Origin of the sequence: Labrys miyagiensis (assembly GCF_030160835.1) — a bacterium.
Lineage (GTDB): Bacteria > Pseudomonadota > Alphaproteobacteria > Rhizobiales > Labraceae > Labrys > Labrys miyagiensis.
In genome coordinates, this window is sequence record NZ_BSPC01000028.1 from 152,397 (window position 1) to 178,942 (window position 26,546).

22 protein-coding genes and 1 tRNA gene are annotated in these 26,546 nt (G+C 63.3%); 12 read left to right on the forward strand and 11 right to left on the reverse strand.

The window, feature by feature from the left end:
• From der to QQL24_RS16965, 3 genes are all read right to left on the reverse strand, one after another.
• Entirely contained in the window at positions 1 to 1,404 is a 1,404-nt protein-coding gene (der, locus tag QQL24_RS16955) for a ribosome biogenesis GTPase Der (protein WP_284313468.1), read from the reverse strand.
• Between the two features lie 3 nt (positions 1,405 to 1,407).
• Positions 1,408 to 2,070: a tetratricopeptide repeat protein gene (locus QQL24_RS16960; RefSeq protein ID WP_284313469.1), complete on the reverse strand. Its 663-nt coding sequence runs from the start codon at positions 2,068 to 2,070 to the stop codon at positions 1,408 to 1,410.
• 156 nt (positions 2,071 to 2,226) lie between these two features.
• Complete coding sequence (locus QQL24_RS16965; RefSeq protein WP_284313470.1) at positions 2,227 to 3,138, reverse strand: DUF2167 domain-containing protein; 912 nt, start codon at positions 3,136 to 3,138, stop codon at positions 2,227 to 2,229.
• 175 nt (positions 3,139 to 3,313) lie between these two features.
• On the opposite strand from QQL24_RS16965, the gene QQL24_RS16970 reads away from it, so the two are divergent.
• Positions 3,314 to 4,792, forward strand: a complete 1,479-nt coding sequence (locus QQL24_RS16970) for an AMP nucleosidase (RefSeq protein WP_284313471.1) — start codon at positions 3,314 to 3,316, stop codon at positions 4,790 to 4,792.
• A gap of 334 nt (positions 4,793 to 5,126) precedes the next feature.
• On the opposite strand, the gene panB is transcribed toward QQL24_RS16970, so the two are convergent.
• Complete coding sequence (panB, locus tag QQL24_RS16975; protein WP_284313472.1) at positions 5,127 to 5,948, reverse strand: 3-methyl-2-oxobutanoate hydroxymethyltransferase; 822 nt, start codon at positions 5,946 to 5,948, stop codon at positions 5,127 to 5,129.
• Between the two features lie 27 nt (positions 5,949 to 5,975).
• On the reverse strand, positions 5,976 to 6,407 hold the full coding sequence (locus QQL24_RS16980) for a hypothetical protein (RefSeq protein ID WP_284313473.1): 432 nt from the start codon (positions 6,405 to 6,407) through the stop codon (positions 5,976 to 5,978).
• 15 nt (positions 6,408 to 6,422) lie between these two features.
• Between QQL24_RS16980 and QQL24_RS16985 the strand changes: the two genes are divergently transcribed.
• Positions 6,423 to 7,913, forward strand: a complete 1,491-nt coding sequence (locus tag QQL24_RS16985) for a hypothetical protein (protein WP_284313474.1) — start codon at positions 6,423 to 6,425, stop codon at positions 7,911 to 7,913.
• A 198-nt stretch (positions 7,914 to 8,111) separates the two neighbouring features.
• Here the strand turns inward: QQL24_RS16985 and QQL24_RS16990 are convergent, their stop codons facing one another.
• A complete protein-coding gene (locus QQL24_RS16990; RefSeq protein ID WP_284313475.1) occupies positions 8,112 to 8,990 on the reverse strand; it encodes a LysR substrate-binding domain-containing protein in 879 nt (292 codons plus the stop codon).
• A 147-nt stretch (positions 8,991 to 9,137) separates the two neighbouring features.
• Between QQL24_RS16990 and QQL24_RS16995 the strand changes: the two genes are divergently transcribed.
• Positions 9,138 to 10,151, forward strand: a complete 1,014-nt coding sequence (locus tag QQL24_RS16995; protein WP_284313476.1) for a zinc-binding alcohol dehydrogenase family protein — start codon at positions 9,138 to 9,140, stop codon at positions 10,149 to 10,151.
• Positions 10,152 to 10,384: 233 nt separating this feature from the next.
• Here QQL24_RS16995 and QQL24_RS17000 read toward each other — a convergent pair whose 3' ends face one another.
• Positions 10,385 to 11,755, reverse strand: coding sequence for an Nramp family divalent metal transporter (locus tag QQL24_RS17000; RefSeq protein ID WP_284313477.1), 1,371 nt, complete (start codon positions 11,753 to 11,755; stop codon positions 10,385 to 10,387).
• Positions 11,756 to 11,933: 178 nt separating this feature from the next.
• Between QQL24_RS17000 and mntR the strand changes: the two genes are divergently transcribed.
• Complete coding sequence (mntR, locus tag QQL24_RS17005; RefSeq protein WP_284313478.1) at positions 11,934 to 12,389, forward strand: manganese-binding transcriptional regulator MntR; 456 nt, start codon at positions 11,934 to 11,936, stop codon at positions 12,387 to 12,389.
• 129 nt (positions 12,390 to 12,518) lie between these two features.
• Here the strand turns inward: mntR and QQL24_RS17010 are convergent, their stop codons facing one another.
• Positions 12,519 to 13,388, reverse strand: a complete 870-nt coding sequence (locus tag QQL24_RS17010) for an NmrA family NAD(P)-binding protein (protein WP_284313479.1) — start codon at positions 13,386 to 13,388, stop codon at positions 12,519 to 12,521.
• A gap of 95 nt (positions 13,389 to 13,483) precedes the next feature.
• Here QQL24_RS17010 and QQL24_RS17015 point away from each other — a divergent pair, with 95 nt between their 5' ends.
• The 3 genes from QQL24_RS17015 to QQL24_RS17025 all read left to right on the forward strand — a co-directional run bounded on the left by QQL24_RS17015 (position 13,484) and on the right by QQL24_RS17025 (position 17,910).
• On the forward strand, positions 13,484 to 14,395 hold the full coding sequence (locus QQL24_RS17015) for a LysR family transcriptional regulator (protein WP_284313480.1): 912 nt from the start codon (positions 13,484 to 13,486) through the stop codon (positions 14,393 to 14,395).
• A gap of 151 nt (positions 14,396 to 14,546) precedes the next feature.
• On the forward strand, positions 14,547 to 17,399 hold the full coding sequence (locus QQL24_RS17020) for a phosphoenolpyruvate carboxylase (protein WP_284313481.1): 2,853 nt from the start codon (positions 14,547 to 14,549) through the stop codon (positions 17,397 to 17,399).
• 352 nt (positions 17,400 to 17,751) lie between these two features.
• On the forward strand, positions 17,752 to 17,910 hold the full coding sequence (locus tag QQL24_RS17025) for a hypothetical protein (protein WP_284313482.1): 159 nt from the start codon (positions 17,752 to 17,754) through the stop codon (positions 17,908 to 17,910).
• 274 nt (positions 17,911 to 18,184) lie between these two features.
• On the opposite strand, the gene QQL24_RS17030 is transcribed toward QQL24_RS17025, so the two are convergent.
• Both QQL24_RS17030 and QQL24_RS17035 read right to left on the reverse strand, forming a co-directional pair.
• The gene (locus QQL24_RS17030; protein WP_284313483.1) at positions 18,185 to 18,868 is read right to left on the reverse strand and encodes an outer membrane protein; all 684 of its coding nucleotides are present in this window, start codon (positions 18,866 to 18,868) and stop codon (positions 18,185 to 18,187) included.
• A 587-nt stretch (positions 18,869 to 19,455) separates the two neighbouring features.
• Positions 19,456 to 19,531: transfer RNA gene (locus tag QQL24_RS17035), tRNA-Lys, on the reverse strand.
• Positions 19,532 to 19,747: 216 nt separating this feature from the next.
• Between QQL24_RS17035 and gnd the strand changes: the two genes are divergently transcribed.
• The 5 genes from gnd (at position 19,748) to sseA (ending at position 24,625) form a co-directional block, all read left to right on the forward strand.
• The gene (gene gnd, locus QQL24_RS17040; RefSeq protein WP_284313484.1) at positions 19,748 to 20,740 is read left to right on the forward strand and encodes a phosphogluconate dehydrogenase (NAD(+)-dependent, decarboxylating); all 993 of its coding nucleotides are present in this window, start codon (positions 19,748 to 19,750) and stop codon (positions 20,738 to 20,740) included.
• A gap of 3 nt (positions 20,741 to 20,743) precedes the next feature.
• Positions 20,744 to 22,264, forward strand: a complete 1,521-nt coding sequence (gene zwf, locus QQL24_RS17045; RefSeq protein ID WP_284313485.1) for a glucose-6-phosphate dehydrogenase — start codon at positions 20,744 to 20,746, stop codon at positions 22,262 to 22,264.
• Positions 22,261 to 22,986 carry a 6-phosphogluconolactonase gene (gene pgl, locus QQL24_RS17050; protein ID WP_284313486.1) on the forward strand — a complete coding sequence of 242 codons (726 nt, stop codon included), beginning with the start codon at positions 22,261 to 22,263 and terminating at the stop codon, positions 22,984 to 22,986. Before zwf ends, pgl begins: the two co-directional genes overlap by 4 nt.
• Before the next feature lie 184 nt (positions 22,987 to 23,170).
• The gene (locus tag QQL24_RS17055) at positions 23,171 to 23,626 is read left to right on the forward strand and encodes a DUF4864 domain-containing protein (RefSeq protein ID WP_284313487.1); all 456 of its coding nucleotides are present in this window, start codon (positions 23,171 to 23,173) and stop codon (positions 23,624 to 23,626) included.
• A 153-nt stretch (positions 23,627 to 23,779) separates the two neighbouring features.
• On the forward strand, positions 23,780 to 24,625 hold the full coding sequence (gene sseA / locus QQL24_RS17060) for a 3-mercaptopyruvate sulfurtransferase (RefSeq protein WP_284313488.1): 846 nt from the start codon (positions 23,780 to 23,782) through the stop codon (positions 24,623 to 24,625).
• 145 nt (positions 24,626 to 24,770) lie between these two features.
• Here the strand turns inward: sseA and QQL24_RS17065 are convergent, their stop codons facing one another.
• Positions 24,771 to 25,886 (reverse strand): septal ring lytic transglycosylase RlpA family protein, encoded by a 1,116-nt coding sequence (locus QQL24_RS17065; protein WP_284313489.1) that lies wholly within the window; start codon positions 25,884 to 25,886, stop codon positions 24,771 to 24,773.
• Positions 25,887 to 26,546 lie beyond the last annotated feature (660 nt).

A 26,546-nucleotide genomic window follows, 5' to 3' on the forward strand; every position in this document is an offset into this window, starting at 1 on the left:
CTATTTCCTGTCGAAGGGGTTCTTCGGCGAGCGCAGGCTGAGGCGGATCGGTACGCCCGGCATTTCGAAGGTCTCGCGTAGGCCGTTGACAAGATAGCGCTGGAAGCTGTCGGGCAAGGCGTCGAGCTGGTTGCCGAACACGGCGAAATGCGGCGGGCGCGTCTTCACCTGTGTCATGTAGCGTATCTTGATGCGGCGGCCCGAGACGGCCGGCGGCGGATGGTGTTCAAGCACGCCACCGAGCCAGCGATTGAGCTTGGCGGTGGGAACGCGACGATTCCAGGTGGTGTAGGCGCGGAAGCAGCCCTCCATCAGGCGGTCGAGCCCCTGTTCCGACAGGCCCGAGAGCGTCACGATCGGCGCGCCGCGCAATTGCGGCAGCAGGCGCTCGAACATCTCGCGGGCATCGGCCAGCGCCTTGTTGCGATTCTCGACCAGGTCCCATTTGTTCAGGCCGATGACGAGAGCCCGCCCCTCACGCTCGACGAGATCGGCGATCTGCAGATCCTGCTTCTCGAAGGGCGTCTCGCTGTCGAGCAGCAGCACCACGACTTCGGCAAAGCGCACGGCCCTCAGACCATCGGAGACCGAAAGCTTTTCGAGCTTGTCCTCGATGCGCGCCTTCTTGCGCATACCGGCGGTGTCGAACAGCTTGATGGTCTTGTCGCGCCAGGTCCAGTCCACCGAGATCGTATCGCGGGTGATGCCCGCCTCCGGTCCGGTAAGCATGCGGTCGTGGCCGATGAGGGCGTTGACCAGCGTGGATTTGCCGGCGTTCGGACGGCCGATGATGGCGACGCGCAGCGGCCTGGCGATGCCGGCATCGAGCGTCACCGCCTCTTCCTCGCCTTCCTCGCCGCTGACCACGGCATCGGTCTCGGCCTCTTCCGGCACCGGCTCGTAGCCCGTGGCCGGTGCGATCTCGACGATCGCCTCGGCAAGATCGGCCATGCCTTCGCCATGCTCGGCGGAGATCGGCACGGGATCGCCGAGGCCGAGCGCATAGGCCTCATAGGCGCCCTGGAATCCGGTGCGGCTCTCGGTCTTGTTGGCAACGAGGATGACCGGCTTGCCCGAGCGTCGGGCGACTTCGGCGAAATGCTCGTCCGCCGGCGTCACGCCGATGCGCGCATCGAACATGAAGAGGATGAGATCGCATTCGGCGATCGCCGCCTCGGTCTGCGCCCGCATGCGGCCGGCGAGCGACGCGTCATCCGCGACCTCGAGGCCGGCGGTATCGATCACCTTGAAATTGAGATTGCCCAGTTGGGCATCGCCCTCACGCCGGTCGCGCGTCACCCCCGGCCGGTCGTCGACGATCGCCAGCTTGCGACCGACCAGGCGGTTGAAAAGCGTCGACTTGCCGACATTGGGTCGGCCGACAATGGCGATGGAAACCGGCATGACTCAGGAAGCTTTGAAAGGCTGGTCGGCTGCGATGAGCTGCAGCATCATGTCGGCGCGCTGGCGCAGGCCGCCGGGGACATCCTTGTCGGTGATCGCAGCCTGGTACCATTTGGTGGCATTGGTGAGGTCCTTCGCCTTCCAGGCGGCGAGACCGAGAACCTCGCGAGCCGAATGGCGCCAGGGCTGGCCGGCCGCGGCGAGCGGCTCGATCTTGGCGGCGATGTCGGCATAGGAAGCGGTGTCGACCATCAGATAGCCGGCGCGGATCTTGGCGAGCCCCTGCAGCAGCGGCTCGACGGAAGGATCGGCCGCGATGGCGTCATACGCCTTGATGCCGTCGGCAACCTTGTCGGTGGCGGTTTCGGCGGCAAGGCGGAAGCGTGCCAAGGTCTGGTAGCCGGCATTGCCGTCTTTCGCCAGGGCGCTCAGGGCCGAGGCCGCGTCAGCCGTCTTGCCGGCTTGGGAAAGCGCGATCGCCGATTGGAAGCGAGCGCCCTGGGCATCGGCCTGCTGCTGCTCGTAGCGCTGATAGGCCACAAAGGCAGCCACGCCGAGCACGACCGCGGTTGCGGCGCCGACGACGTAATTGCCATATTTCGCCCAGAGTTTCTGCGCCCGCTCGCGGCGCATATCCTCACTGACTTCCTGGAAAATATCGGTCATAGACCCGGCTCGTACCCTTGCTCGCGTATGTCGCGATTTGTCGCCATCGGCCTAGAGGACGGGGGGTGTCCCGTCAAGCAAACAGAGACTTGGTAGCGATTTGCGTCCATTAAATCGCGGTATGGCGGCATTTTTGGGAGAGATCCGTCGACTTGCTCACATCGCATCCCCGCGGCGCAGCAAACGCGGCAGGCCGACGAGAACAATGATCAGGATCACCAGGCCGATCGCCAGCCACAGCCAATAGGCGGCAGCGAAGGCAGTGGCCTTGTCCATGAAGCTCGAAGGCAGCGTTGCAATCAGGCTGGTGAGGCTGCGCTCCTTGATGTCTCCACCAGACACGGCATCCCCATATTGCTGGCCACCGCCGAATTGCAGGCCCGAAAGCAGAGCCTCCGCCATGGTCAAATGCGACACGACCTCATTGGCGGGAGACACCATGGTGAGCTCGAAATAGCTGTCCTTGCCCAGCGCATAGGCGTGGACATTGGCCGTCCCCTCGTCGGCATCGCCACCCTTTTCGATAGTGCTCGTTGCCCAGATTAGCTTGTGCGCAGCGCTGTCATATTTCGGCGCTTCCAGCCAGCCGCGGACCTCGATCTGTGGTTCTCCCCGCTGCTGCCTTGGTACGTTGCCCGCCTCGTTGCTTGCCTTCAGGGCATTCAGCAGGGCGTCGGGGTCCCAGTCCTTCGCGCTGTCGTCCACCACGCGCGTGCCGGCGTGATAGTTGATGAATACAACCCAGTTTTCCTCGGACATCGGGATCGCAATGCCCATCAGATCAGGATTGAGCAGGCTCACATCCTTGTCGTAACCCACCACCTTCGCCCATGCACCGGCCTCGGGCTGGCGCACGAAACCGGCGCCTGTCGGCACCTGCAGGCTCGCCCGGCCTGCAAGCTTCACCTCGACCGGCCCAGGCTGCAGCACCTTCTGCATGGCATCGACCGCGGCCTGGAGCGCCACGGCCTGCTTCTGGCCGTCCGTCTCCTGGGCCTGGAGAGCGGTGATCCCGACGAATAAAAGGGCCGCTGCCAGCATGGCGGCTAGGATTCGTCTGGCATTCATGGCCGTTCTCCGGGGCGATGGCGCTGTCCTCAGCCCAATATCGCGAAATTCCTAGCAATCCGTGTCGAAGACACGAACGTGTCTTCTTAATTTCCCGCGCGATGTCGTTGCGATGTCACGAAGGCTGCTCTAGAAGGTCGAAAAGGGAGAGCCGCCTCGCGGCTTAAAAACTGAAATGACAACTGAGCCCCGCCGCTTTGACAACGCAAAAGCGGCTGTTGCGGCAATCACGCAGCTTTACGAATCCAGCACCACCCGACTGCGAGAAGCCTTCGACGCCTTCACCAAAGGCAAGGATTTCCAGCACCGCGTGCGCGCCTACTATCCTTTCCTCAGCGTCGGTACGGACACTTTGCCGGAACTCGATGCCCGCACGCCCTTCGGCTTCGTCGCCGATACCGGCACCTACATGACGACGCTGACGCGGCCTGACATTTTCAGTCGCTATCTTGAGGAGCAGATTGCACTGCTTATCAAGAACACCGGAGCCGAGGTCGAGGTCGGCGAGAGCGCGACCCCCATCCCCATCCACTTCGCGCTGGGCGAGGATTATCACGCCGAAGGCGGCCTCGATTACGGGCGCCTCGCCGTGATGCCACAAATCTTCGACGTGCCCGATCTCACCATCCTGGATGATCGCATCGCCAATGGCAGCGATGTGCGTTCGGCTGACGGCGCCAGGCCGCTAGCGCTGTTCACGGCCCCGCGCATCGACCTCTCGCTGATGCGCCTCAAGCATTATACGGGCACCTCGGCCCGGCATTTCCAGAACTTCGTGATCTTCACGAACTACCAGTTCTATATCGACGAGTTCGTCCGCCTGGCCCAGACCATCCTCGCCAAGGGGGACGGCGGCTCGCTCGGCTCGGGTTACACGGCCTTCGTCGAGCCCGGCAATGTCGTCACCGAAGTCGAAGGACAGACCTCGCAGACTGAACCCCCCGGCCGTCACCCGCCGCGCCTGCCCCAAATGCCGGCCTACCACCTCAAGCGGGCCGATGATTCCGGCATCACCATGATCAATATCGGCGTCGGCCCGTCCAACGCCAAGAACATCTCGGACCATGTCGCGGTGCTGCGCCCGCACGCCTGGCTGATGCTCGGCCATTGCGCGGGCCTGCGCAACTCGCAGATGCTGGGCGATTACGTGCTGGCCCACGCCTATCTGCGCCAGGACCAGGTGCTCGACGCCGACCTGCCGCGCGAGGTGCCCGTGCCGGCGCTGGCCGAGATCCAGATCGCCATCGAGCGGGCTGTCGGCCGCGTGACCGGACTCACCGGCTACGACCTCAAGCGCGTAATGCGCACCGGCACCGTGGCGACGGTAGATGATCGGAACTGGGAGCTGCGTCCTTCCACGGTGCAGAACCTGCCCTTCATCCAGAGCCGCGCCATCGCACTGGATATGGAATCCTCGACCATCGCCGCCAATGGTTTCCGCTTCCGCGTGCCCTATGGCACGCTGCTCTGCGTCTCCGACAAGCCGCTGCACGGCCAGCTGAAGCTGCCAGGCATGGCGGATTCCTTCTATCGGGAGCGGGTGTTCCAGCACCTTGCCATCGGGCTGGAGACCATGGCGCTGCTGCGCGACACGGACAAGCGCCAGCTTCATTCGCGCAAGCTGCGCAGCTTCAACGAAGTGGCGTTCCAGTAGCGGTGGGTCGACCTCCAGGTCGCCCCTGTTTCCCTAGAGCAAAGCGCGTTTAGGCGCAAACGCTGCTTTGCTCTAACTCTTTGTTTCGACGCGTCTTTGCGATTCTTGCCGATTCCGTCAAATCGCAAAACGCTTTAGCGAATCTAACAAACTGGCAGGAAGAAGCTCGAGAACCTCGGCTTTTTGTCATCACCGGGCTTGTCCCGGTGATCCAGGGTGGCGCCATGACGGGTAGGTAGCTGGATGCCCGGGACAAGCCCGGGCATGACAAAGCCCTAGCCTCTTTCGACCAGCTGGCGATCCTCAGACAGGCTCCTGATGCAGCAGCCGCCCCTTACTTCTTCCTCATGCCATAGGTGTTTTCGGGCGCGGGGAAGCTGCGGTCCCGGACGGCATCGACATAGCCCTGCACCGCGCCGCGGATGTGATCGCCGAGCGAACCGAAGCGCTTGACGAATTTCGGCACGCGCTCGGAGAGGCCGAGCATATCCTCCAGCACCAGCACCTGGCCGTCGCAGGCCGGCGAAGCCCCGATGCCGATGGTGGGAATGGGGATGTCCTTGGTGATCTTGGCCGCCAGCGGTTCGGCCACCGCCTCGATAACGACGGCAAAGGCGCCCGCTTCCGAAACCAGCTGGGCGTCCTTCTCGATCGGCGCCCAATCGGCCTCGTCGCGCCCCTGCGCCTTGAAGGAACCGAGCGCCATGATCGATTGCGGCGTGAGGCCGATATGGGCCATCACCGGCACGCCGCGGCCCGTGAGGAAGCGGATCGTCTCGGCCATGCGCTCGCCGCCCTCGAGCTTGATGGCGCCGCAGCCGGTCTCCTTGAGGACACGCACGGCATTGCGAAAGGCCTGCTGCGGGGATTCTTCATAGGAACCGAACGGCATGTCGACGACGACGAGCGCATGCTCGGAGCCGCGCATGACCGCCAGGCCCTGCAGGATCATCATGTCGAGCGTCACCGACAGGGTCGTTTCCATGCCGTGCATCACCATGCCCAGACTGTCGCCTACCAGGATGCAGTCGACATAGGGATCGATGATGCGCGTGGTGTGGGTGTGATAGGAAGTGAGGGTGACGATAGGCTCTCCACCCTTGCGGGCTCGGATCTGGGGAGCGGTGATACGCTGCAACTGGTTTTGAAGAGACACTGACTTTCCTCCTGAACACCCCTGAGATCAGGGCTTCCGGTCGAACGTCATGTTGCGCTCTGGCCGAAAGGCGACATAGCAATCGTTCAAAAGCGTCATACGGTAAAGCGGCAACATAAAAATTCCCGCGCCTGCAAACGCACATCTCGTCTTCGCGCCAAGCATAGCTGGCGAGGACCGGAGCCTTGAAAAGAAGTCCCGACCCTGCTTCTTAACCATATTCATGAACTCCAGGGGCGAAGAGGTAGCGCCCGTCTCCACAATCGTTAACAAATGGTTAAAGAAATTGTTTGCGCAGGCACTCCCCGGGACGTTATTCTCCCGGCCCTGGGGCTGGGATACCAGTTTTTTGGCGCGCGAGTGGGTGCCAGGGTAGCGTTTGATGGGAACGAAATGGCTGAACCCCTGAAGAAAGACGTAGCGCTCGCGGCAGCAGTTCGCGAGGCTTTTCAACGTCATATGGAGGCGGCTCGTTTGGCCGCCCAGGCTTCGAAGGAGAAGCCGGCCGCTGCTCCTTCAGCGTCGCTGCCATCGCTTTCTGCCTCGCCTGCCCCTGCGCGCGATCCGCGTCTTGCCGTTCCCACGCCGGCAAATGATGCGCCAACGGCCTCGGAGACAGCCCCTGTAGCCATCAAACCCGTCGCGCCCCAGCCGAAGCCAGCCCAGGAATCCGCGACGCTCAGCCGGCTGGTTGCCATTGCTTCCCCGCAGAAAGTCGCGGAGACAAGCCCGCCCAGGGCCCCTGCCGTCGAGACGCCCAAGCCTGCGGTCGAAGCGATCGAGGAGCCGGTTGCCGAGGCTGTCGAGGAAACGCCTGTAGCCGTTGTCGAGAGCGCCAAGGCCGAGCTTCCGGCGATCTCCCTGCCGGCTGCAGATCCCGCAGCCGAATCCAAGCCTCAACCGCCTTCCAGTGACACCGGCCTCGATTTCGGCGAAGCGCTTTTCATCGAGATCGCGCCCGAACTGGACAAGACGGCCCCGACCGAGCTGCCCAAGATGCCGAAGGCCGCATCGCTGGACACGCCCTTGCGTGAGCCGCTCAGCCAGAGCGGCGCCGATGATCTCGAATTCCGCCAGCCGCCGCTGCGTGAACGCCCGCGCATGTCGACGGCGAGCCCCGGCGCAGCGCCGCCCCAGGACCTCGACCTGCTCGCCAGGGCGCCGGATGCCAGCCAGGCCGTGCCGGCCGGGATGAAGTTGCCGGTGGTGAAAGAGGACAGGGTCGTGGATCTGCCAGCTCCGGCAGCCACCAGCAAGCCGACCACCCGTTTCGGTGTGGCCACGCCGGCCAAGCCCGCCGCCGCGAATGCCAACAAGCGCGGCCGTTTCGGCAGTCGCGGCAAATTCAAGATCCCGGCGGCCCTGGTCGCTTCGGTTGCACTCGCGCTCGGCATCGCCGGTGTCGGCAGTTATGTCTGGTCGAACCCGCAGAAGCTGCAGGCCCTGAGTGCTCTCGTCGCTCCGCCCGCTCCGCCTGAGAGCAAGGTCGCCGTCGCCACGCCGGAGGCCAAGCCACCCGCGGCGGATGCCAAGATTGACGCCTCGCTGCCACCGACACAGCCTGCCTCGGCTCCTTCCACGCAGGTTGCTTCTGCTCCAACGCCGCCGCCGAGCGCCATCGCCCCGATGTCGCTGCCGGATCCCACCCCGCCTGCCGCGACGCGGAGCGTGAGCACGGTCGCCATTACCCTCGATGAGGTGGACGAGGCCGTGCAGTCGGCGCGCGAGATGACGACGATGGGCGATATCATTGGCGCCCGCCAGGCGCTCGACTCCTACAGGAACGGCAGCGATCCGCGCGCCCTGTTCGCACTGGCGGAGACCTATGATCCTTTGATCGTGAAGGATCCCTCCAAGGCTGATCCGGCCCAGGCCAAGGCCCTCTACGAAGCCGCCGCCAAGGCCGGCTCACAGGACAACACGGCCGACCGTATCGCCAGGCTCGCGCTGGCGCATACGAACTGATCCTGGGAGTGCGACAACGGCCGCTCGCATTAATTGCAATGCCGAGTTTCCATGCCGATCTGGAGATCGGCACACCAGTTTGCACCGCGCTTGCCGCTTATCGGTGTGCCGATCTCCAGATCGGCATCTCGGAAACGCTTCGCCAGTACTAAAAACGCCGCGGTTCCAAGAGCGGACAGGATGTCCGCGCTCCCAGGATTACGCCGCTATCTGCAGCGTTGACCGCGTCAGGCTCTCGGTCAAGAACGACACCAGCGCCTTGGCGAGATGATCCTGCGCGCGCTCCTCGCCAAGCAGCACGATCTCGGTCATCGGAAGCGGCGGCCAGCCTTCGCTAGCGGCGAACACTCTGAGACCCGGCTGCAGGAAGGAACGACCGAGCAGCGTGATGCCAAGGCCGCCCGCCACTGCCGCCTGCACGCCCGTGAGGCTGCTCGCGGTACAGGAAATCGTGCTGGAACGGCCGGCGGCCTCGAGCGTATCGAGAGCAAGGCCGCGATAACTGCAGGGATGAGGCAGCAGCACCAGCGGCACCGGCTTGTCGGCAGGGATTTCGAAGCTTTCGGCCGCGATCCATTCCAGCGGCTCACGCCAGATGATACGACCTCGCTGCATAGCGCCGTCCTTCTTGGCGAGGGCTAGGTCGAGTTCGCCCTTATCGAGCAGCGCCAAGAGGCCGCAGCTCATCCCCGTCGTCAGTTCCAGCGTGACATCGGGATAGGTCCGCGCGAAGCGCGCCAGGAGACGTGGCAATTGCTGGGGAATGAAATCCTCGGTGACGCCGAGACGAAGCTGCCCGCTGACCGAGGGCGAAATGAATTGCCGCATCGTCTCGTCATTGAACTCGATCATGCGCCGGGCCGCGCCGAGCAGGCGTTCGCCATCGTCGGTCAGCGAGAGCGAGCGACTTGAACGTTCGAATACGCGTCTGCCTATAAGGTCTTCCAATCGAATGATTTTCTGGCTGACTGCCGACTGCGTCCGCCCGACGATCTCGGCTCCACCGGTCATGCTGCCGGCCTCGGCGACGGCCACGAAGGCGCGCAGCAGATCGATCTCGATATCCGGCAAGGCCATCGCGCATCCAATCATAAATCTTCTGACTTGAATAAGAACTATTCGCTTTCCTTCTGCTGTTCAAGACAACAGGGTGCGGGCATTCCAACCCGAATGCATTCCAAGAAGAGCATTTTGGAGAAGCCTTGTGAAATCTGGAGAAGCCTTGTGAAAGCCATCGGATACTACAACCCGCTACCGATTACGGCAGCCGACTCTCTGGTCGATCTCGACATTCCCGCCCCCGCGCCCGGTCCGCGTGATCTCCTGGTGCGCGTCAAGGCAATCTCGGTCAATCCGGTCGACGTAAAGGTGCGCGCCGGCGTAAAGCCCGCCGATGGACAGGCGCGCGTCATCGGCTGGGATGCTGCGGGCGTGGTGGAAGCGGTCGGGCCGGATGTCGAGTTGTTCAAGGTCGGCGACGAAATCTTCTATTCCGGCACGCTGAACCGCCCCGGCAGCAATGCCGAATTGCAGGCCGTGGATGAGCGCCTTGTCGGCCGCAAGCCCGCTTCCCTCTCCTTCGAACAGGCGGCCGCCCTGCCGCTGACAGCCGTGACCGCCTGGGAATTGCTGTTCGACCGCCTCGGTATTCCGCCGGAGGACAAGACCGACAAGGGTACGCTGCTGATCATCAACGGCGCTGGGGGCGTCGGCTCGATCCTCACGCAGATCGCCCGCCAGCTCACGGGCCTGACCGTGATTGCCACCGCCTCGCGACCGGAGACGACCGCCTGGGTCAAGGAAATGGGCGCCCATCACGTCATCGACCACCACAAGCCGCTGCCTGAGAGCCTGAAGGCTCTCGGTATCCCTGAGGTGGACTATGTCGCCGGCCTTACCGCCACGCAGCAGAACCTGCCTGCCATCGTCGAGATTCTCAGGCCCCAGGGCAGGCTGGGCCTGATCGACGATCCCGAGACGCTCGACATCGCGCCCTTCAAACGCAAGAGCCTGAGCGTGCATTGGGAGCTGATGTTCACGCGCTCGATCTACCAAACGTCCGACATGATCGCCCAGCACGAGATCCTGAATCGGGTGTCCGAGCTGGTCGACCAGGGCGTGCTGCGCACCACGCTGAAGGAGAATTTCGGCACGATCAACGCCGCCAATCTCAAGGCCGCGCATGCGAGCGTGGAGAGCGGCAAGGCGATCGGCAAGTCGGTGTTGGCGGGGTTTTGAAATAGGACTGGCACGCCGGGTATCGCTCCCGGGACCGCCGGCGTCTCGCCCACAGGAATTAACTTTGCTGGCAGAGCTGCGCCAAACACGGAGTGGCAGTCTCTGACTGCCATCTTCCTTCGGTATAAAACACCTCGTTTCCAAGAATGGCGATCAGAGATCGCCACTCCACCCCCGCCTCACCCCGCAAGGTTAGTGCCTCTGGACGAGACGCCTGCGATCCCCGGGGCGTCCTATCCCCCTGCCCCGGTGAACGTATCGATCACCAGCTTGACGTCCAGCACCAGGATCACGCTGGCGATCGCCCAGGAGAGCAGCGTCAGCCAGGTGGGCGTCACGAAGACGCCCATCTTGCGACGGTCGGAGACGAAGCGCACGAGCGGGATGATGGCGAAGGGCAGTTGCATCGACAGCACCACCTGGCTGAGCACCAGGAGGTCGTTGGTGCCCCGGTCGCCATAAACCGCCGTCACCACCACCACCGGCAGGATGGCAAGGCCGCGCGTGATCAGCCGGCGCGCCCAGTCCGGGATGCGCAGATGGAGGAAGCCTTCCATCACGATCTGGCCGGCCAGCGTCGCCGTCACCGTCGAGTTCACGCCGGAGGCAAGCAATGCGATGGCAAAGAGCGTCGAGGCGATGCCGACGCCGAGCATCGGCGACAGCAGCTGGTAGGCCTGCCCGATCTCCTCCACATCGGTGCGGCCATTGTTGTAGAACACCGAAGCCGCCATGACGAGAATGGCGGCGTTGACGAACAGCGCCAGCATCAGGGCGATGGTGCTGTCGGTGACAGCCCAGCGGATGGCGGCGCGTTTGCCTTCCTCGGTCCGCTCATAGGCCCGCGTCTGCACGATGGACGAGTGCAGATAGAGATTATGGGGCATTACCGTCGCGCCAATGATGCCGATGGCGAGGTAGAGCGCCTCCGGATTGGTGACCACGGATGCCTGAGGCAGGAAGCCTCCGACGATATCCTTGACCGCCGGTGCCGCCAGTACGATCTGGATGATGAAGCAGGAGAAGATCACCACCAGCAACGCGATGACGAAAGCCTCAAGCACACGAAAACCGCGCTGCATCAGCATCAGCACCAGGAAGACGTCCACGGCCGTGATGATGGCGCCCCAGATCAGGGGAATGCCGAACAGCAGATTGAGGGCGATGGCAGTGCCGATCACCTCAGCGAGGTCGCAGGCGATGATCGCAAGCTCGCAGGCGAGCCACAGCATGATGTTGACTGGCCGGGAATAATGGTCGCGGCAAGCCTGGGCGAGATCGCGGCCGGTGACGATGCCCAGCCGGGCCGCGAGCGCCTGCAGGACGATCGCCATCAGATTGGACAGCAGGATCACAGAGAGCAGCGTGTAGCCGAACTTGGAGCCGCCGGCGATATCGGTCGCCCAGTTGCCGGGATCCATATAGCCGACCGAGACCATATAGCCTGGCCCGACAAAGGCGAGGAAACGACGCAACCACAGCCCGGTCTTCGGCACGGGCACGCTGGCATTCATCGAGCCCAGGCTCGGCCGCAGCTCTCTGTCGGGGAGCACCCTCCAGGCCGCACCATTTGCCTGCGCCGCGCCGGCCGCATCGCCGCTCATACCATCCTCCAACGCAGGTCTTCCATTCTCGAACCGATTCAATAAATATAGCTTATGCTATAATATAAAGTTCAGTCAATAGAGAACCGCCTGGGCTGCATTTTATCGCTGGCATTGATAAGGCGCCCCGATTCAGGCATATCCAATGGGCAATACCGGAGAGACGAGGAGAGCCGGCATGAAACGTTCCGCTGCGCTTTCAATCGGAGAGGCCGGGCTGGTCGATGCCGTCGTGCATGTCGAAAGTTTCCGGCAGGCGCGCGAGGCTCGCAGGCTCGAGCTTGTCGAAGACTATGTCGAGTTGATCGCCGACCTGATCAAGGATGGCGGCGAAGCCCGCCAGGTCGATATCGCCGCCCGCCTCGGCGTCGCCCAGCCTACCGTCGCCAAGATGCTGAAGCGGCTGGCCGACGAAGGTTTCGTGGCACAGCGCCCCTATCGCGGCGTCTTCCTCACCGAAGCCGGCCAGGCTTTGGCCGACGCGAGCCGCGAGCGCCACCATCTCGTCGAGGCTTTCCTGCTGGCCTTGGGCGTCGACGCGAATACCGCACGACGCGACGCGGAAGGCATCGAGCATCATGTCAGCAAGGCAACGCTCGACGCCTTCGCGCGCTTCGTGAAGTCGAAGCGGTAAAGTATCGCGAGCTTAGCGAACAAGGCGCGCCAAGCGCGGAGTGGCGGTCTCCGACCGCCACCTTCCCTTTATATAAGATATCTCGTTACCATGAATGGCGGTCGGAGACCGCCACTCCAATTCCACGCCTCAAGCCGCCTGCTTCACTAGCCCGGCGAGTACGGTCTCGAAGCTGGTCGACCCGATAAGGTGCTCCCTCGCATTCTGTTCGAAATCGATCCAGCTGGAATTGAAGCCGTCGAGCATCTCGATGCGGGGCTGGGGCCGCTGCATGCCCTGGCTCCGGAACAGTGCTTCCCATTGCTCGCGCGGCACCGGCCGGGCCTCGACCTTGCGGCCGAGGGCCTGCCCAAGCAGCATGGCGATCTCGTTCTGGCTGTAGCGCCTCGGCCCCTCGATCTCGATCACCCGCCGTCCGCTCCAGCTCTCCAGCAGGGTCTTGCCGGCAACGCTGCCGATATCGGCGGTGGCGATCATCGGCACCTGCCTGTCGAGCGGTGACAGGAAGCTCGGCATCCAGCCGGTCTCGCGTGCCGGAGCAACGTCCCAGAGCGAGTTCTCCATGAACCAGGTCGGCCGCAGGATTGCCAGCGGCACCGGGCTGTCGGCCAGCGCCTGCTCCAGGATATGGGTCTGGCCGATCAGGCCTGTGTCGTGCGGGTGCTGGCCACCGATAGAAGACAGCGCCACGACCTTGCCAGGGCGCGCGCGCTTCACGGCTTCGGCGATGGCCGAGGCCGCTGCCCTGGCGCCGGAGAAATTCGCATCCGGATCGAAATCCGGCGGCACCATGACATAGACGCCCTCGGCGCCTGTGAAGGCCGCCGCCAGGGCATCCGCGTCATCGAAGGTGGCGAGTGCGATTTCGGCGCCTCTCCCCCGCCAGGCCGGCGCCTTGGCGTTGTCGCGCAGGATGGCGCGGACTGGGTGGCCGGCGTCCAGCAAGGCCTGCGCCGTGGTGCCGCCGACGCGGCCCGAAATACCTGTGATGGCAAACATCATCTGTCTCCTCGATTGAATGAGGAGGGTATGCGCCTGGACAGATCATAACTCGAATGCATAGATATCAGAACATCAATGATCTGGATTTATCAATGAGCTTCGATACGCGTCTGGTGAATGGCGTCGGCGTGTTGGCGTCCGTGGTCGAGACGGGCAATTTCGTCCGCGCCGCCGAGGCTCTCGGCCTGACCCAGCCGGCGGTCAGCCGCGCCATCGCCCGGCTGGAGACCAGGCTCGGCGTGCGTCTCCTCGATCGCACCACGCGTTCGGTTTCCCTCACCGACGAGGGGCGGCAATTCTACGAGCGGGTCATGCCGTTGCTGGCGGATATGGAGGAAGCCGCGAGCCTGGTTGCAGGCGCCTCCCACGCTGTACGCGGCCGGCTGCGCGTCAATATCGACCCCTATTTCTCCCGGCTGCTGCTGGCCCAGCACTACCACGCCTTCCTGGGGACCTATCCCGAGATGGAGCTCGATGTGGTCACGCGGGGCCAGGCCGACGATCTGGTGGCCGATGGCATCGATGTCGCCGTGCGCTTCGGCGAACTCTCGGTATCTTCGGTGGTTGCGCGCAAACTGCTGGAGACACGGATCGTGACGGTGGCCTCGCCTGCCTATCTGGCGAAGGCCGGCAGGCCCAAACATCCGCGCGAGACCGAAGAACACGAGTGTATACTATACCGAGATCCGGTCACCGGCCGCCCTTTCGAGTGGGAGTTTCATCGGGGAAAGGAAGTGCTGCCGGTCAACGCCAAGGGCCGTCTGCTGCTGTCCGATGCCGGCACGCTGCTCACCGCCTGCGTTTCCGGCGCCGGCATCGCGCAGATCCTGGGCCTGGGCACGCAATCCTTCATCGATGACGGGCGTCTGGTGGATCTCTTTCCCGACTGGCCGGACGAGGTCTATCCGCTCTACGCCCTCTATCCATCCCGCCATCATCCACCGGCCAAGGTACGCGCCTTCCTCGATTTCGTGCTGGCGGCTCTCGGTCATGGCCCGGCCTGAGCGCACAGAGATTGAAATGCAAAGCGCTGCGTCGCTGCTAAGACAGATTACCCACCTGCAGCGACAATAAGCGGCACGAAAATTGCTCCATATGGAGGCACACTTGGTCTAAGCACGACCTGAAGAAGAACCCTACGAACGAGTATAACGGATGGATTCCACCTTGCCGGATCATGGCGTCGACCGGGCTGCCGAACTCGAAGCGCTCTGCCGCGCCAAGCTCGACAGTTCGCGTGGCCGCCTCGTCGACGAGCCCCGCTACAATCCGGTGGCACAGCTCGCCTTCGAACTGTCCCGCGATCTGGAAGCCGGCCGCATCACCAGGGCCGATCTCGATGCGCTCGCGCTGCGGCTGGGTCAGGAGACCTTCGCGGCCCGCGCCCGGGCCTTGCACGACTATGTCGGCCCGGTGGACATGGCCGGGAACCGCGCCTCGCTGCGCCGCGTGGTCGAGCGCCTGCTCGCCGACGGCCGCCGCGGCTTTTCCGGCGCAACGCCCCTCGCCCGCACCCAGCTCGGCATCGTCTTCACGGGCCATCCAACCTTTCTCCTGTCGAGCGTGAACCGCAACAAGCTCGCTCGCATGGCCGGCGGCGAAGACGTGGCGCCGCCCGACGCGCTGATGGCGCCGGACAGCCCGATCACCCTCGCCGTCGAGCACGCCGCCGCCCTCTCGGCTCTCGATGCCGCCAAGACAGCGATTGCCGAATTCGCCCGCGCGGCCGCCGACGTGCTGCGCGAGCGCCGCTCCTCCGAGTGGCGCTCGGTCGCGGTGGGCTATGCCGGTCTCGGTACCTGGATCGGCTATGACCTCGACGGGCGCACCGATATCCGCTGGATCGACACGTTCCGCTTCCGCCTGGCCGAGAAGGATCACCAGATCAACCGCTATCTCGGCGAAATCGCCAGGATCGCCGCCAAGGTCGAGACCGATACGCCGACCGCCCAGCGCCTCGGCGAGCTGACCGCCCGCATCGAGCGCACCCGTGCCTGGAATGCCGCCATCCTGGACGCTTTCCGCAAGGATCCGCTCGACCGGCCGGCGCTCAAGGACGCCGCCGACATGCTGACGGTACCGCATCCTGATGCGGCCACCAGCGTGCGGCCCTACATCGCCCTGATCGACATCGCCATCGCCGATGCCCCGCAGGAAGTCGCGCTCGACCTCGTCGCGCTGCGCAGCGAGATGCTGACGCTCGGCTTCAGCGCCGGCGAAGTCCACATGCGTATAAATTCCACGCAGCTCCACAATGCCATCCGCCAGCACCTCGATATCGAGGCCGAAGAAAGCATTTCCAGCCGTTCAATGCTGGAGCGTCTGGCGACCTTCATCCGCGAGGCGCAGCCGGTTTCGGTGAATTTCGGTTCCGTCGACATCGAGCAGAAGACGGCACTGCGCCAGTTCGTGCTGGCGGCGCAGATCCTCAAGCATGTCGACCGCGACTCCACCATCCGCCTGCTCATCGCCGAATGCGAGGCGCCGGCCACGGTGATGGCGGCCGTATACTTCTCCCGCCTGTTCGGCGTGGACGACAAGCTCGACGTCTCGCCCCTGTTCGAGACGCCGACCGCGCTCGAAAGCGCCTCGCGCTTCTTCGACGTGCTCTTCGGCATCGAGGAGTATCGCCAGGCGGTACGCCGGCGCGGAAGGCTGGCGATCCAGACCGGCTTTTCGGATTCCGGCCGCTTCATGGGCCAGATCACGGCCGCGCTGGCCATCGAGCGCCTGCACGGCCAGCTTGCCCGCGCCGCCGAGCGCCACAAGCTCACTGATGTCGAGGTGCTGATCTTCGACACCCATGGCGAGTCCGCCGGCCGCGGCGCCCACCAGGGCCATTTCGAGGATCGCGCCTTCTATGTGATGAGCCCTTGGGCGCGGCGGCAATTCGAGAGCCGCGGCATCGCGCTCAAGCACGAGATCAGCTTCCAGGGCGGCGACGGCTTCACCTATTTCGAGACGCCGGAGCTGGCGCTCGCCTGCATCACGCGGCTCTTGGAAGCGGAGGTGGCCTGGCGCGACCAATCGGCCAACGATCCCTTCTATTCCAACACAACCTTTTCCTTCGACTTCTTCCGCCGGCTTGCCTCTTTTCATAGCAAGCTGCTCGACGATCACTCATATCATAGGGCGCTCGGCTCTTTCGCCCAGGGCCTGCTGAACGAGACCGGCTCGCGCAAATCGCGACGCCAGTTCGACGTCTCGGGCGGCGAGGTGCACCAGGTGCGCCGCATCCGCGCCATTCCGCACAACGCCATCCTGCAGCAGCTCGGCCATCCCTCCACGGTGATCGCCGGCTTCGGCACGGCGCTGCGTGGCGACGAGGACCGCTTCATCGAAACCTTCGCCAAGTCGGACCGCCTGCGCCGGCTGACCTCGCATGTCGTCCATATGAAGCGCCGCTCCTCGATCAAGGCGCTGGCTGCCTTCTCGACGCTGTTCGACCGCGCCTTCTGGTCGACGCGGCCCTATGCCGGCGCCGAGCCGCATCTGGCCGAGCCCTGCCTGTTCATCACCCAGTTGCTGGAGGAGGACGACCGCGCCGCTTCGCTCAACGAGCTGGCCGTGAAGCTGCGCCTCGACGCCATCACCCTGCACCGGGTGCTGGACCTCGCCGGCCTCGAACTCGGCAAGTCGGTCTCCGACAACCGCGAGCGTCTCGACATGCTGCAGGCGGTACGCCTGGCTCTCTTGCAGCACATCATCCTGATGGCCGCCCGCGTGCCGAAATTCTCGACCCGCAACGACATCTCGCGCGAAGACATCATGGAGCTGATCTTCAGCCTGCGCATCTCCGAAGCCGTGGCGCTGCTGCGCGACGCCTATCCGGTGAACGCCCTGAACATGGAAGGCTACGCGCTGGCCGAGCCCTTCACCTATCCAGGCGACGCGCCCTCGAACTACGCCGCGCTGACGCGCACGCTGATCGATCCGATCGAGAAGACGTACAAGACGATCCTGGCTATCGGCACGGCGATTGCGCTGGAATGCGGGGCGCATGGGTAACTGGCAAGGGCGGGAGCGGCCTTGTCTCCCGCCTTCTCGTCCAGGCCCGAGATCCGACCAGTGGCCGAACTCCGCTCGTGGGCGACGGATCAATCGATATTCGCCGCTACGCTGCTCCCGCCCAACCTCTGATCTGCTCACCATGTAGGCGTGGCGGGAACAGTCGGAAAAATGATTGGGGAGGCCCGGCTGGGCTGGGGGGCTTGAGGTGCCGGGCCTCCTGCTTCATCTACGATGAAGCCCTGTGACGGTAGAAGCCCTCCGGGCCTCTCTCAAGCGTGATCACGTATAGCGTCCATATACCCACGTATATGCCCTACGGCAGATCCGTAAGCTGATTGGTGCGCCGGATGTGGCCAATGTTTCCGGGCGCGCGGCGAAAGGCACGCTCGGCAAGAATCAGAAGGAGGCCTATGTCGCGAATGCCTCAGGCGAGGTGCTGTCGATTCCGGCAACAGGACGGGCGACGGTTCGGCAAGAATCGCAAAGACGCGTCGAAACAGAGAGTTAGAGCAAAGCAGCGTTTACGCCTAAACGCGTTTTGCTCTAGGTTTCCTCAAGGGCTTGCCCTCGACGATGCGCCCAAGACGGCCGACGCATCCACCGCGCGGGCTGGATTACCACCTACGAAGTCCTGGTCGAGCAATGGCCGAAGAACAATCGCATCAGGCTACAGCAAGGCGGTCGGATTATCAGGGATAGCAAGGTGTAGTGAACGCAAGCGATCTATCCGCCAAAATAAATGCCCCGCCGAAGCGGGGCCCTTAGTGTCACGCACCCACATGTCAGAACTTGTAGCTGACGCCCACTGTCGTCGACACTTCGTCCAATTTCACACGTCCTGGGACGCCCGAGGCAGTGAACGAATTGTGCCCAAAGTCGGTGTAGCGAACCTCGCCGCGCACCAGCCAATTGTCGGTAACAGCGTATTCAAGGCCACCACCTATGGTCCAGCCAGTCCGAGTATCACTGTTCGACACACGGGCGAACGGAACTGTCTGAATGGCGCTGAACTTCTCGTCACCGAACGCTACGCCGCCGGTGATGTAAGGCAGGAAGCGGTCAAACGCATAGCCAACGCGCGCACGGACGGAGCCCTGCCATTCGCTCTTGATATTGGCCTTGAAAAGGACGCCGCCCAGAACAGTATTCGTACTCTTGTCCAGGCTCGTGTAGTCAATGTCGCCCTCAACACCAACAACGAAGCCACCATCGAACTGGTAGTTGTAGCCGGCATGTGCACCGCCGATAAAGCCGGTATCATCAAGATCATTAAAGTTGACAGCCCCGACCCTTGCCGAGGAATTGGTGAAGACAGCGCCCGCATGCAAGCCTACATAAAAACCGGTCCAGCTGTACGGCAACACGACAGGAACAGCCGGCTCGACAGGCTGAGGGGCAAGATCCGCAGCGAATGCACTCGGAGCAAGAAGCGCGAAAAAGGAGCAGGCGATCAAAAGGGACTTCATGATATCGATCATCCAATGAAAGGGTAACGTATACCTACCAGAAGTTGCAGGAAATTGATGTCACAGTTAAGCAACACTTAGATTCAATTTCGCCGTTCCGGGCGTCGAATATCACGCCGAAGCGACTGCTTGGCCTGCGGTATCGTCCGGATCTGAGCAGTCCGGGCGATCGATAAGCACTTGCAGCTCGTCCTCGGTGGTGATGCTGTCTTCGCCATGACCGTCGGTATGGAGCTCGACATAATCCGTGGGCGATTAGCTGCGACCTCTCGTGCCTATAGCCATCAACGGCCTGGCGCAGTGTCTAGTACCTGGAGCCGCCATTGTAGGTCACGCGCTGTTCAAGATCGTAGTCGGCGATGGTTGATAGCGGATCCGGCGGCACGGAGAGACGTGAGGGTGCCGAACAGGGAATTGCGGGCGCTGATCAAGCGGGGTGACAGTCGGGGTAACAAATCAGGCCAGGGTAACGGCGCACAAGGCCCGCTTTCGTTACCCTTGCGTCATCCCGATACAATATTCGATGGCCACGGCGCCACGCTTGCGCCCTCAGTCGCTCGTAACTGATTGTAATTTATCGATGTTTTTGGTGAGCTCGATGGGATTCGAACCCATGACCCCATGATTAAAAGTCACGTGCTCTACCGACTGAGCTACGAGCTCTCACCAATCGGGTGGTTGCACCCGCGAGTGCGGTGTCTCTAAGCGCCTCGCGCGGGTGGGTCAAGCCAACAATGGCGATCCGCCATGCAAAAACATAGCGTCATAGCCGTGTCATCCTCACGCGCTGTTGATTACATGAGCTTGCGAGCGTCGAAAAGGGTGCTAAGCACGTAGCTGTCAACCAGCTGCTGTGGAGCGGCAAGAGGAGATCAGCCAATGCAATTGGGAATTATCGGCCTTGGGCGCATGGGCGGCAACATTGCGCGCCGCCTGATGAAGAATGGCCACGGCACGGTCGTCTATGACCGGGCGCAACAGGCCGTCCAAGCCCTCACCGCCGATGGTTCCGTGGGCGCCGCAGACCTTGCCGACCTCGTCAGCAAGCTTGCCGCGCCGCGCGCCATCTGGGTGATGCTGCCGGCCGGCGCCATCACCGAGGGCACGATCAACACCCTTGCCGGCCTGATGTCGCCGGGCGACGTCATCATCGATGGCGGCAATACCAACTGGAAGGACGATGTACGCCGCGCCAAGAGCCTGGCTGCCAAGGGCCTCGACTATATCGATGTCGGCACCTCCGGCGGTGTCTGGGGCCTGGAGCGCGGCTATTGCATGATGATCGGCGGCAAGGCCGAAACCGTCACCCGCCTCGACCCGATCTTCGCCACCCTTGCCCCCGGCATGGGCGATGTACCGCGTACGCCCAACCGTGAGGGCCATGATCCCCGCGCCGAGCAGGGCTACATCCATGCCGGCCCGCCCGGCGCCGGCCATTTCGTCAAGATGATCCATAACGGCATCGAATATGGCCTGATGCAGGCCTATGCCGAGGGCTTCGACATCCTTCGCTCCGCCAATGCCGAGGGCAAGGCCGAGGGCGAAAGCTTCGACTTCAAGATGGCCGATATCGCCGAAGTGTGGCGCCGCGGCTCGGTGGTCACCTCCTGGCTGCTCGACCTTACTGCTTCGGCCATGGCCTCCGACTCCGAGCTCACCGAATATTCCGGCTTCGTGGAAGATTCGGGCGAGGGACGCTGGACCATCGAGGCGGCGATCGACCAGGCCGTGCCGGCCGAGGTGCTCACGGCCGCACTCTACACCCGTTTCCGCTCCCGCCAGGAGCACACCTATGCGGAGAAGATCCTCTCCGCCATGCGCAAGGGCTTCGGCGGCCATGTCGAGCCCAAAGCAGTGGAACCCAAGGCCTGAGAAATGAACGCCTATCAGATCAACAAGGGCGGTGCGGCTGGCCCGTGCTGCTTCGTTGTGTTTGGCGCCAATGGTGACCTGACAAAGCGCCTGCTCGTGCCGGCGCTCTACAATCTGGCTGCAACCGGCTTGCTGCCCGAGAACTTCTGCATTGTCGGTGTCGTCCGCCGCCCTATGGAGGGCGATACCTTCAGGCAGATGCTGGTGGATGGGCTCAAGCAATTTGCGACGCGCCCCGTCGACCAGGCCGTCGCCGACAAGCTGTTTGGCTGCGTCACCTCGGTGGTGGCGCAGGTCGATGATCCCGACAGCTTCAAGGACCTCGCCAAGCATCTGGAGAAGGTCGAGGCCGGCCGCAATACCGGCGGCAACCGCCTGTTCTACCTGGCGACGCCGCCCAATGGCTTCGCCCCGATCACCCGCCTCCTCCGCGAGGTTGGGCTCAGCCAGGAGGAGGAAGGCGGGCCCTGGCGGCGCGTCATCGTCGAAAAGCCCTTCGGTACCGACCTTGCCTCGGCGCAGGCTCTCAACCGCCAGCTTCTCAGCGTGCTGACGGAAGACCAGATCTACCGGATGGATCATTACCTGGGCAAGGAAACCGTCCAGAACATCATGATCCTGCGGTTCGCCAACGGCCTGTTCGAGCCGATCTGGAACCGCGACCATATCGACCATGTGCAGATCAGCGTGGCCGAGACGGTGACGGTGGAGCGGCGCGGCGCCTTCTACGACCAGACCGGGGCGCTGCGCGACATGGTGCCGAACCATCTGTGCCAGCTTTTGTCGCTGATCGCCATGGAGCCGCCGGCGCGCTACGCCGCCCATTCCGTGCGTTCCGAGAAGGCCGAGGCGCTTGCCGCCATCACGCAATACACGCCCGAGCAGGCGATCTTGAACTCGGTGCGCTCCCAATACGGACCGGGCATCGTCAAGGACCAGGCCGTAACTGCCTACCGCGCCTCTCAGGACGTCAATCCCAAGAGTGTGACGCCGACCTATACGGCGATCAAATTCGCCATCGACAATTGGCGCTGGGCCGGCGTGCCCTTCTATCTGCGCACCGGCAAGGCGCTCGCCAAGCGCAAGACGGAGATCGCTATCCAGTTCAAGGATGCGCCGATCGCCATGTTCCGCGATACCTCCCTCTCGGGCATGGGGCCGAACACGCTGGTGCTCGACATCCAGCCGGACGAGGGCATCACGCTGCATTTCAACGCCAAGGTGCCGGGCCCGAAGATGGACCTCGCCGGCGTCGGCATGGAGTTCAAGTACAAGGACTATTTCGAGGCCGCGGCCAGCACCGGCTATGAGACGCTGATCTATGACTGCATGATCGGGGATGCCATGCTGTTCCAGCGCGCCGATGGCGTGGAAGCCGGCTGGAGCGCCGTGCAGCCCTTCCTCGACGCCTGGGGCATCGCCGGCGAGCGGGGCCTTTCCACCTATGCGGCCGGCTCCGAAGGCCCGGCCGCTTCCGACATCATGCTCGCACGCGACGGGCGCAGTTGGAGGCCCATCGGATGAGCACAGAACGTATCCTCGACGTTTCCGCCGATGCCGATGCGCTCGCCAACCGCGCGGCGGACTGGTTCGTGGCCGAGCTCGCCAGCCGTTCCGGCCCGCTGGCCGTCGCCCTGTCCGGCGGCTCCACGCCCAAGCGCCTCTATGAGCGCCTGACGCGCGATCCCTGGCGCTCCGGTCTCGATTTCAGCCGCATCCATTGGTTCTGGGGCGATGAGCGCATCGTTCCCGCCGACGATGCCAGGCGCAACACGCTGATGGCCGAGACGGCCTTGCTCGACCATGTGCCCGTGCCGCCGGAGAACATCCACGTCATCGCCGCTTCGCCGACCACGCCGGAGGACGCAGCGCTGGCTTATGAAGCCGAGCTGAAGCGCTTCTACGGCGCCGACACGCTGGATCCGGAACGCCCGCTCTTCGACATCATGCTGCTGGGGGTCGGCTCCGATGGCCATACGGCCTCGCTCTTCCCGGGCAAGCCTTCGCTCGCCGTGCGCAACCGTTGGGTGATTTCCTCGGAGCCCGGCCTCGATCCCTTCGTGCCTCGCGTAACGTTGACCTTCCCGGCCATCGCCTCCAGCAGGGCAGTCGCCTTCCTCGCTGCGGGTGCGGACAAGAAGCCGATCCTGGACAAGGTGTTCGCGGGAGCCGACCTGCCCTCCGCCCATGTCACCGCGGCCGGGCCGATCCACTGGTTCCTCGACAAGGCCGCCGTCGGCGAGTGAAAGACCAAAGCGTTTTGCGATTTGAAGGAATCGCCAAGAATCGCAAAGACGCGTCGAAACAAAGAGTTAGAGTAAAGCAGCGTCTACGCTTAGTCGCGCTTTGCTCTAGCGATCACGTATCCGTGATCGCTAGAAATGATCCGGCCGGGCGGGAAGCGCGTAGCATGGCGAAGGAGATCTCGCCATGCGTGTACGCCCCGCTGCCGCTGTGTTTGTCTTTCTCGCCTTAACGCCTGCGATGGCCGCTCCCCTCGCCCCCGCGACGCTCGGCCGGCCAATGGCCGTGATCCTCGTCGATGACGACGAGGGCACCATCCACACCATCATCAGCGATCAGATCCAGGCCTTCCTGCGCGATGATGGCGAGACCGCCTATTCTTTCGCAGCGCCCAGCCTGAAGCTCTATTTCCCCTCGCCCGATGCCTTCATGGCCATGGTGCGCAACGGCTACCAGCCGATCTACCGCGCGCGGCGTTTCAGCTTCGGCGAGTTGAAGCAGATGGACGGCAAGTTCGTGCAATCGGTCGCGATCGTCGGACCTGATGGCGACAGCTGGCGCGCCATCTACACGCTGGTGCGCCAGGATGACGGCAGCCTGAAGATCATCAGCTGCTACTTGGTCAAGGATGCCACCGCGTAAAGCAGTTGAAACGTCGTCATTGCGAGCTGAGCGAAGCAAGGACGGATGAGCGTCCCACCCCTAAGTTTGCACCGTCAGTGCCGATAAGTCCCCTGTGCATCCGCCGCCAAAAACCCTAGATGGGAGGAACCACGCAAGAAGGTTCCCTGCCCCATGACATCCTCGCCCCACCTTGCCTCCACAGAATGGCTCGCTGCCCGTCTGGGCGACCCCACCGTCGCCATCGTCGATGCGTCCTGGTACCTGCCCGCGGCCAACCGGAATGCCTATGAGGAGTACAAGACGGCCCATGTTCCCGGCGCCGTATTCTTCAACATCGACAAGATCGCGGATGTCTCGAGCGGCCTTCCCCACATGCTGCCGACCGAACCCGCCTTTGCCGAAGCCGTGGGCGCCATGGGCATCGGCGAGACGCAGGATATTGTCGTCTATGACGGCTCCGGCCTGTTCTCCGCGCCGCGCGTGTGGTGGACCTTCCGGGTTTTTGGCGCCCGCAATGTCTTCGTCCTCGATGGCGGCTTGCCCGCCTGGCTGGCTGAAAAACGCCCGACGGAAAGCGGTGTTCCCCCTAAAGCACCCGCACACTTCAAGGCCGTGCTTGATCGCCGCCAGGTGAAAAGCGCCGCGGACGTGCAGGCCGCTCTCGCCGGGCATGCCGCCGAAATTGTCGATGCCCGCTCGGCCGATCGCTTCCGGGGCGACGCACCCGAGCCGCGCCCAGGCGTGCGCGCCGGCCACATGCCGGGCGCCCGGAACCTGCCCTTCACCGAGGTGGTGGAGAACGGGCGCCTGGCGCCGCCAGAGAAGATCCTTGCAGCCCTGGAGGCCGCGCGGGTCGATCTTTCAAAGCCGCTGATCACCAGTTGCGGCTCCGGTGTCACGGCAGCCATCCTCGCGCTCGCCTTCGAGACGGCCGGCAAACCAGTGGAAGCGATCTATGACGGCTCCTGGGCCGAATGGGGGTCACGTCAGGATCTGCCACTTGCCAAAGGAGACTGAAGAATCGGCGGTCTCCGACCGCTACTCCGGGAAACGATAGACCTACCCGAAATGAAGATGGCGGTCGGAGACCGCCACTCCAAAAAATAAACGCCCACAAACTGTTGCGGGCGTTTCTTCATTCCAATTCGCAATGAACCCGAGCTCACTGCCCCATCGAAGCGGTGACCGGCGGGGTCGGGATCACGCTCGGCAGGGCGGCGGGAGCCGGCGAGGCGAAAGCCGTGGCCGACGGCTCGACGGTCATTGAAGGCTGGATCGGCGGTAGCGGAACCTTGGCCTTGGCGAGATTGACCTGACCGACCGAACCCATCGAGGGCGGCGTGACGGTCTTGCCCAGAATACCGTCCGAGCTGCGCGGACGCGTGGGCGGCAGCGGCGTGAAAGCCATGTTCAGGCTGGCAACAGCTTCCGGAGCCGGGGCCGGTGCAGGCACCGCCACGGCCGGCTCGGCCTGAGCCACCATCGGTGGCACCTCAACCGGCCTGACGATCGGCGACGGCGTCTCGCTCACCGTCGGGGCGACCTGCGGCGTCGCATCGGCGATCATCGTGTTCGGTGCAGCGCCCGGCATCGGGGCAGGCGTGCCGTCCGTCCGCAGGGTAGCCAGCAGCATCTTGGTGTCACCGCCCGTATCAGGCGCACGGCCGACATATTCGATCTTCACCTTGCCAACGCCCGAGCCCTTGAACTGCAAGAGATCGGCAGCGCGGCTCGACAGATCGATCAGGCGGCCGTGAACATAGGGGCCGCGGTCGTTGACACGCACCACGATCGAAGTGCCGTTGCTCATATTGGTGACGCGGGCATAGCTTGGCAGCGGCATGGTCTTGTGGGCGGCGGTGAGGCCCATCATGTCGAAGCGCTCACCGTCGGCCGTCTTGCGGCCATGGAAGTCGGCGCCATACCAGGAAGCCAGGCCCACGGCGGTGTATTTGGAATCGCCGGTCGCCGGGACATAGCGCTTGCCGCCGACGACATAAGGCTTGTCGGTACCGTTCTTGCTGCGAACGGGCGGTGTGGCAACCGTCGGCGCGCCGATGGGCGGAGCCATGATGGGAGCAGCTTCAGCAACCTGCGGTGCGGCCTTCACGTTGTGGGAGTAATTGTTGGAGGCACAGCTTGCCAGGGCGGCACAGCCGAGAACGGCAAGGGCAAGCTTGGCGGCGGGAGCAACCGCCCGGACATTCCGGAAATCGGAAGAAGTGTCGGAAATACGCAACTCGACGAGATCTTGAACAGCCGAGAGGTTTTCCGCCATCTCAGATTCCTTTTTATCGGCAGCGACCCGACTGGGGTCTGCGCGCGGCGATACCGTGGAATTCACGACATGGCGGGGCGCAGGCAATCGCATCCTGCTGTTTCATTTCGGAGCACGAGACCGTCCTTCACCGCGTGCCCAGATTCGGAAATCCTTTCGGATCTCTGCCACAAGAACGCCCGGACAATATGTCCAAATTGCGGCAAAGTTTCCAAACCGTAAACAGGCGATAGCCCAATGCGTGGCAAAATGAAAGCCCCGCCGCCCAAAATCGACGCACCAGGTCGTGCACGCGCCCTCTTCCGGCGACCGTCCCGTTTAATGATTTTCCTTGTGAAATCAGATAGAAAGATCGAATTAACCAGCAAAACGATAGCCAACTATCTTGCCGGCAAAAAATTATCTCTTAACAAAACTTTACCAACCGGCGCGTGTACCGGAAACACAATTCGATCATAAATGTTAGTGAGAGATTACGGCGCCTTCCGGCCTGGCTTGAGGCCTCAATTGTGGTCAGGCCATCATATCCTTGCCACAACCTTAATGGATATGGCAGGCAGGGATCTGGGAATTTCCGCTGAGGCAACCCGCATTCGCGTCTGCAGGTCCGCTCTTGCATTCGCGAACAAGCACCGATTTCTTTTTATGGGGTCGTTGCGA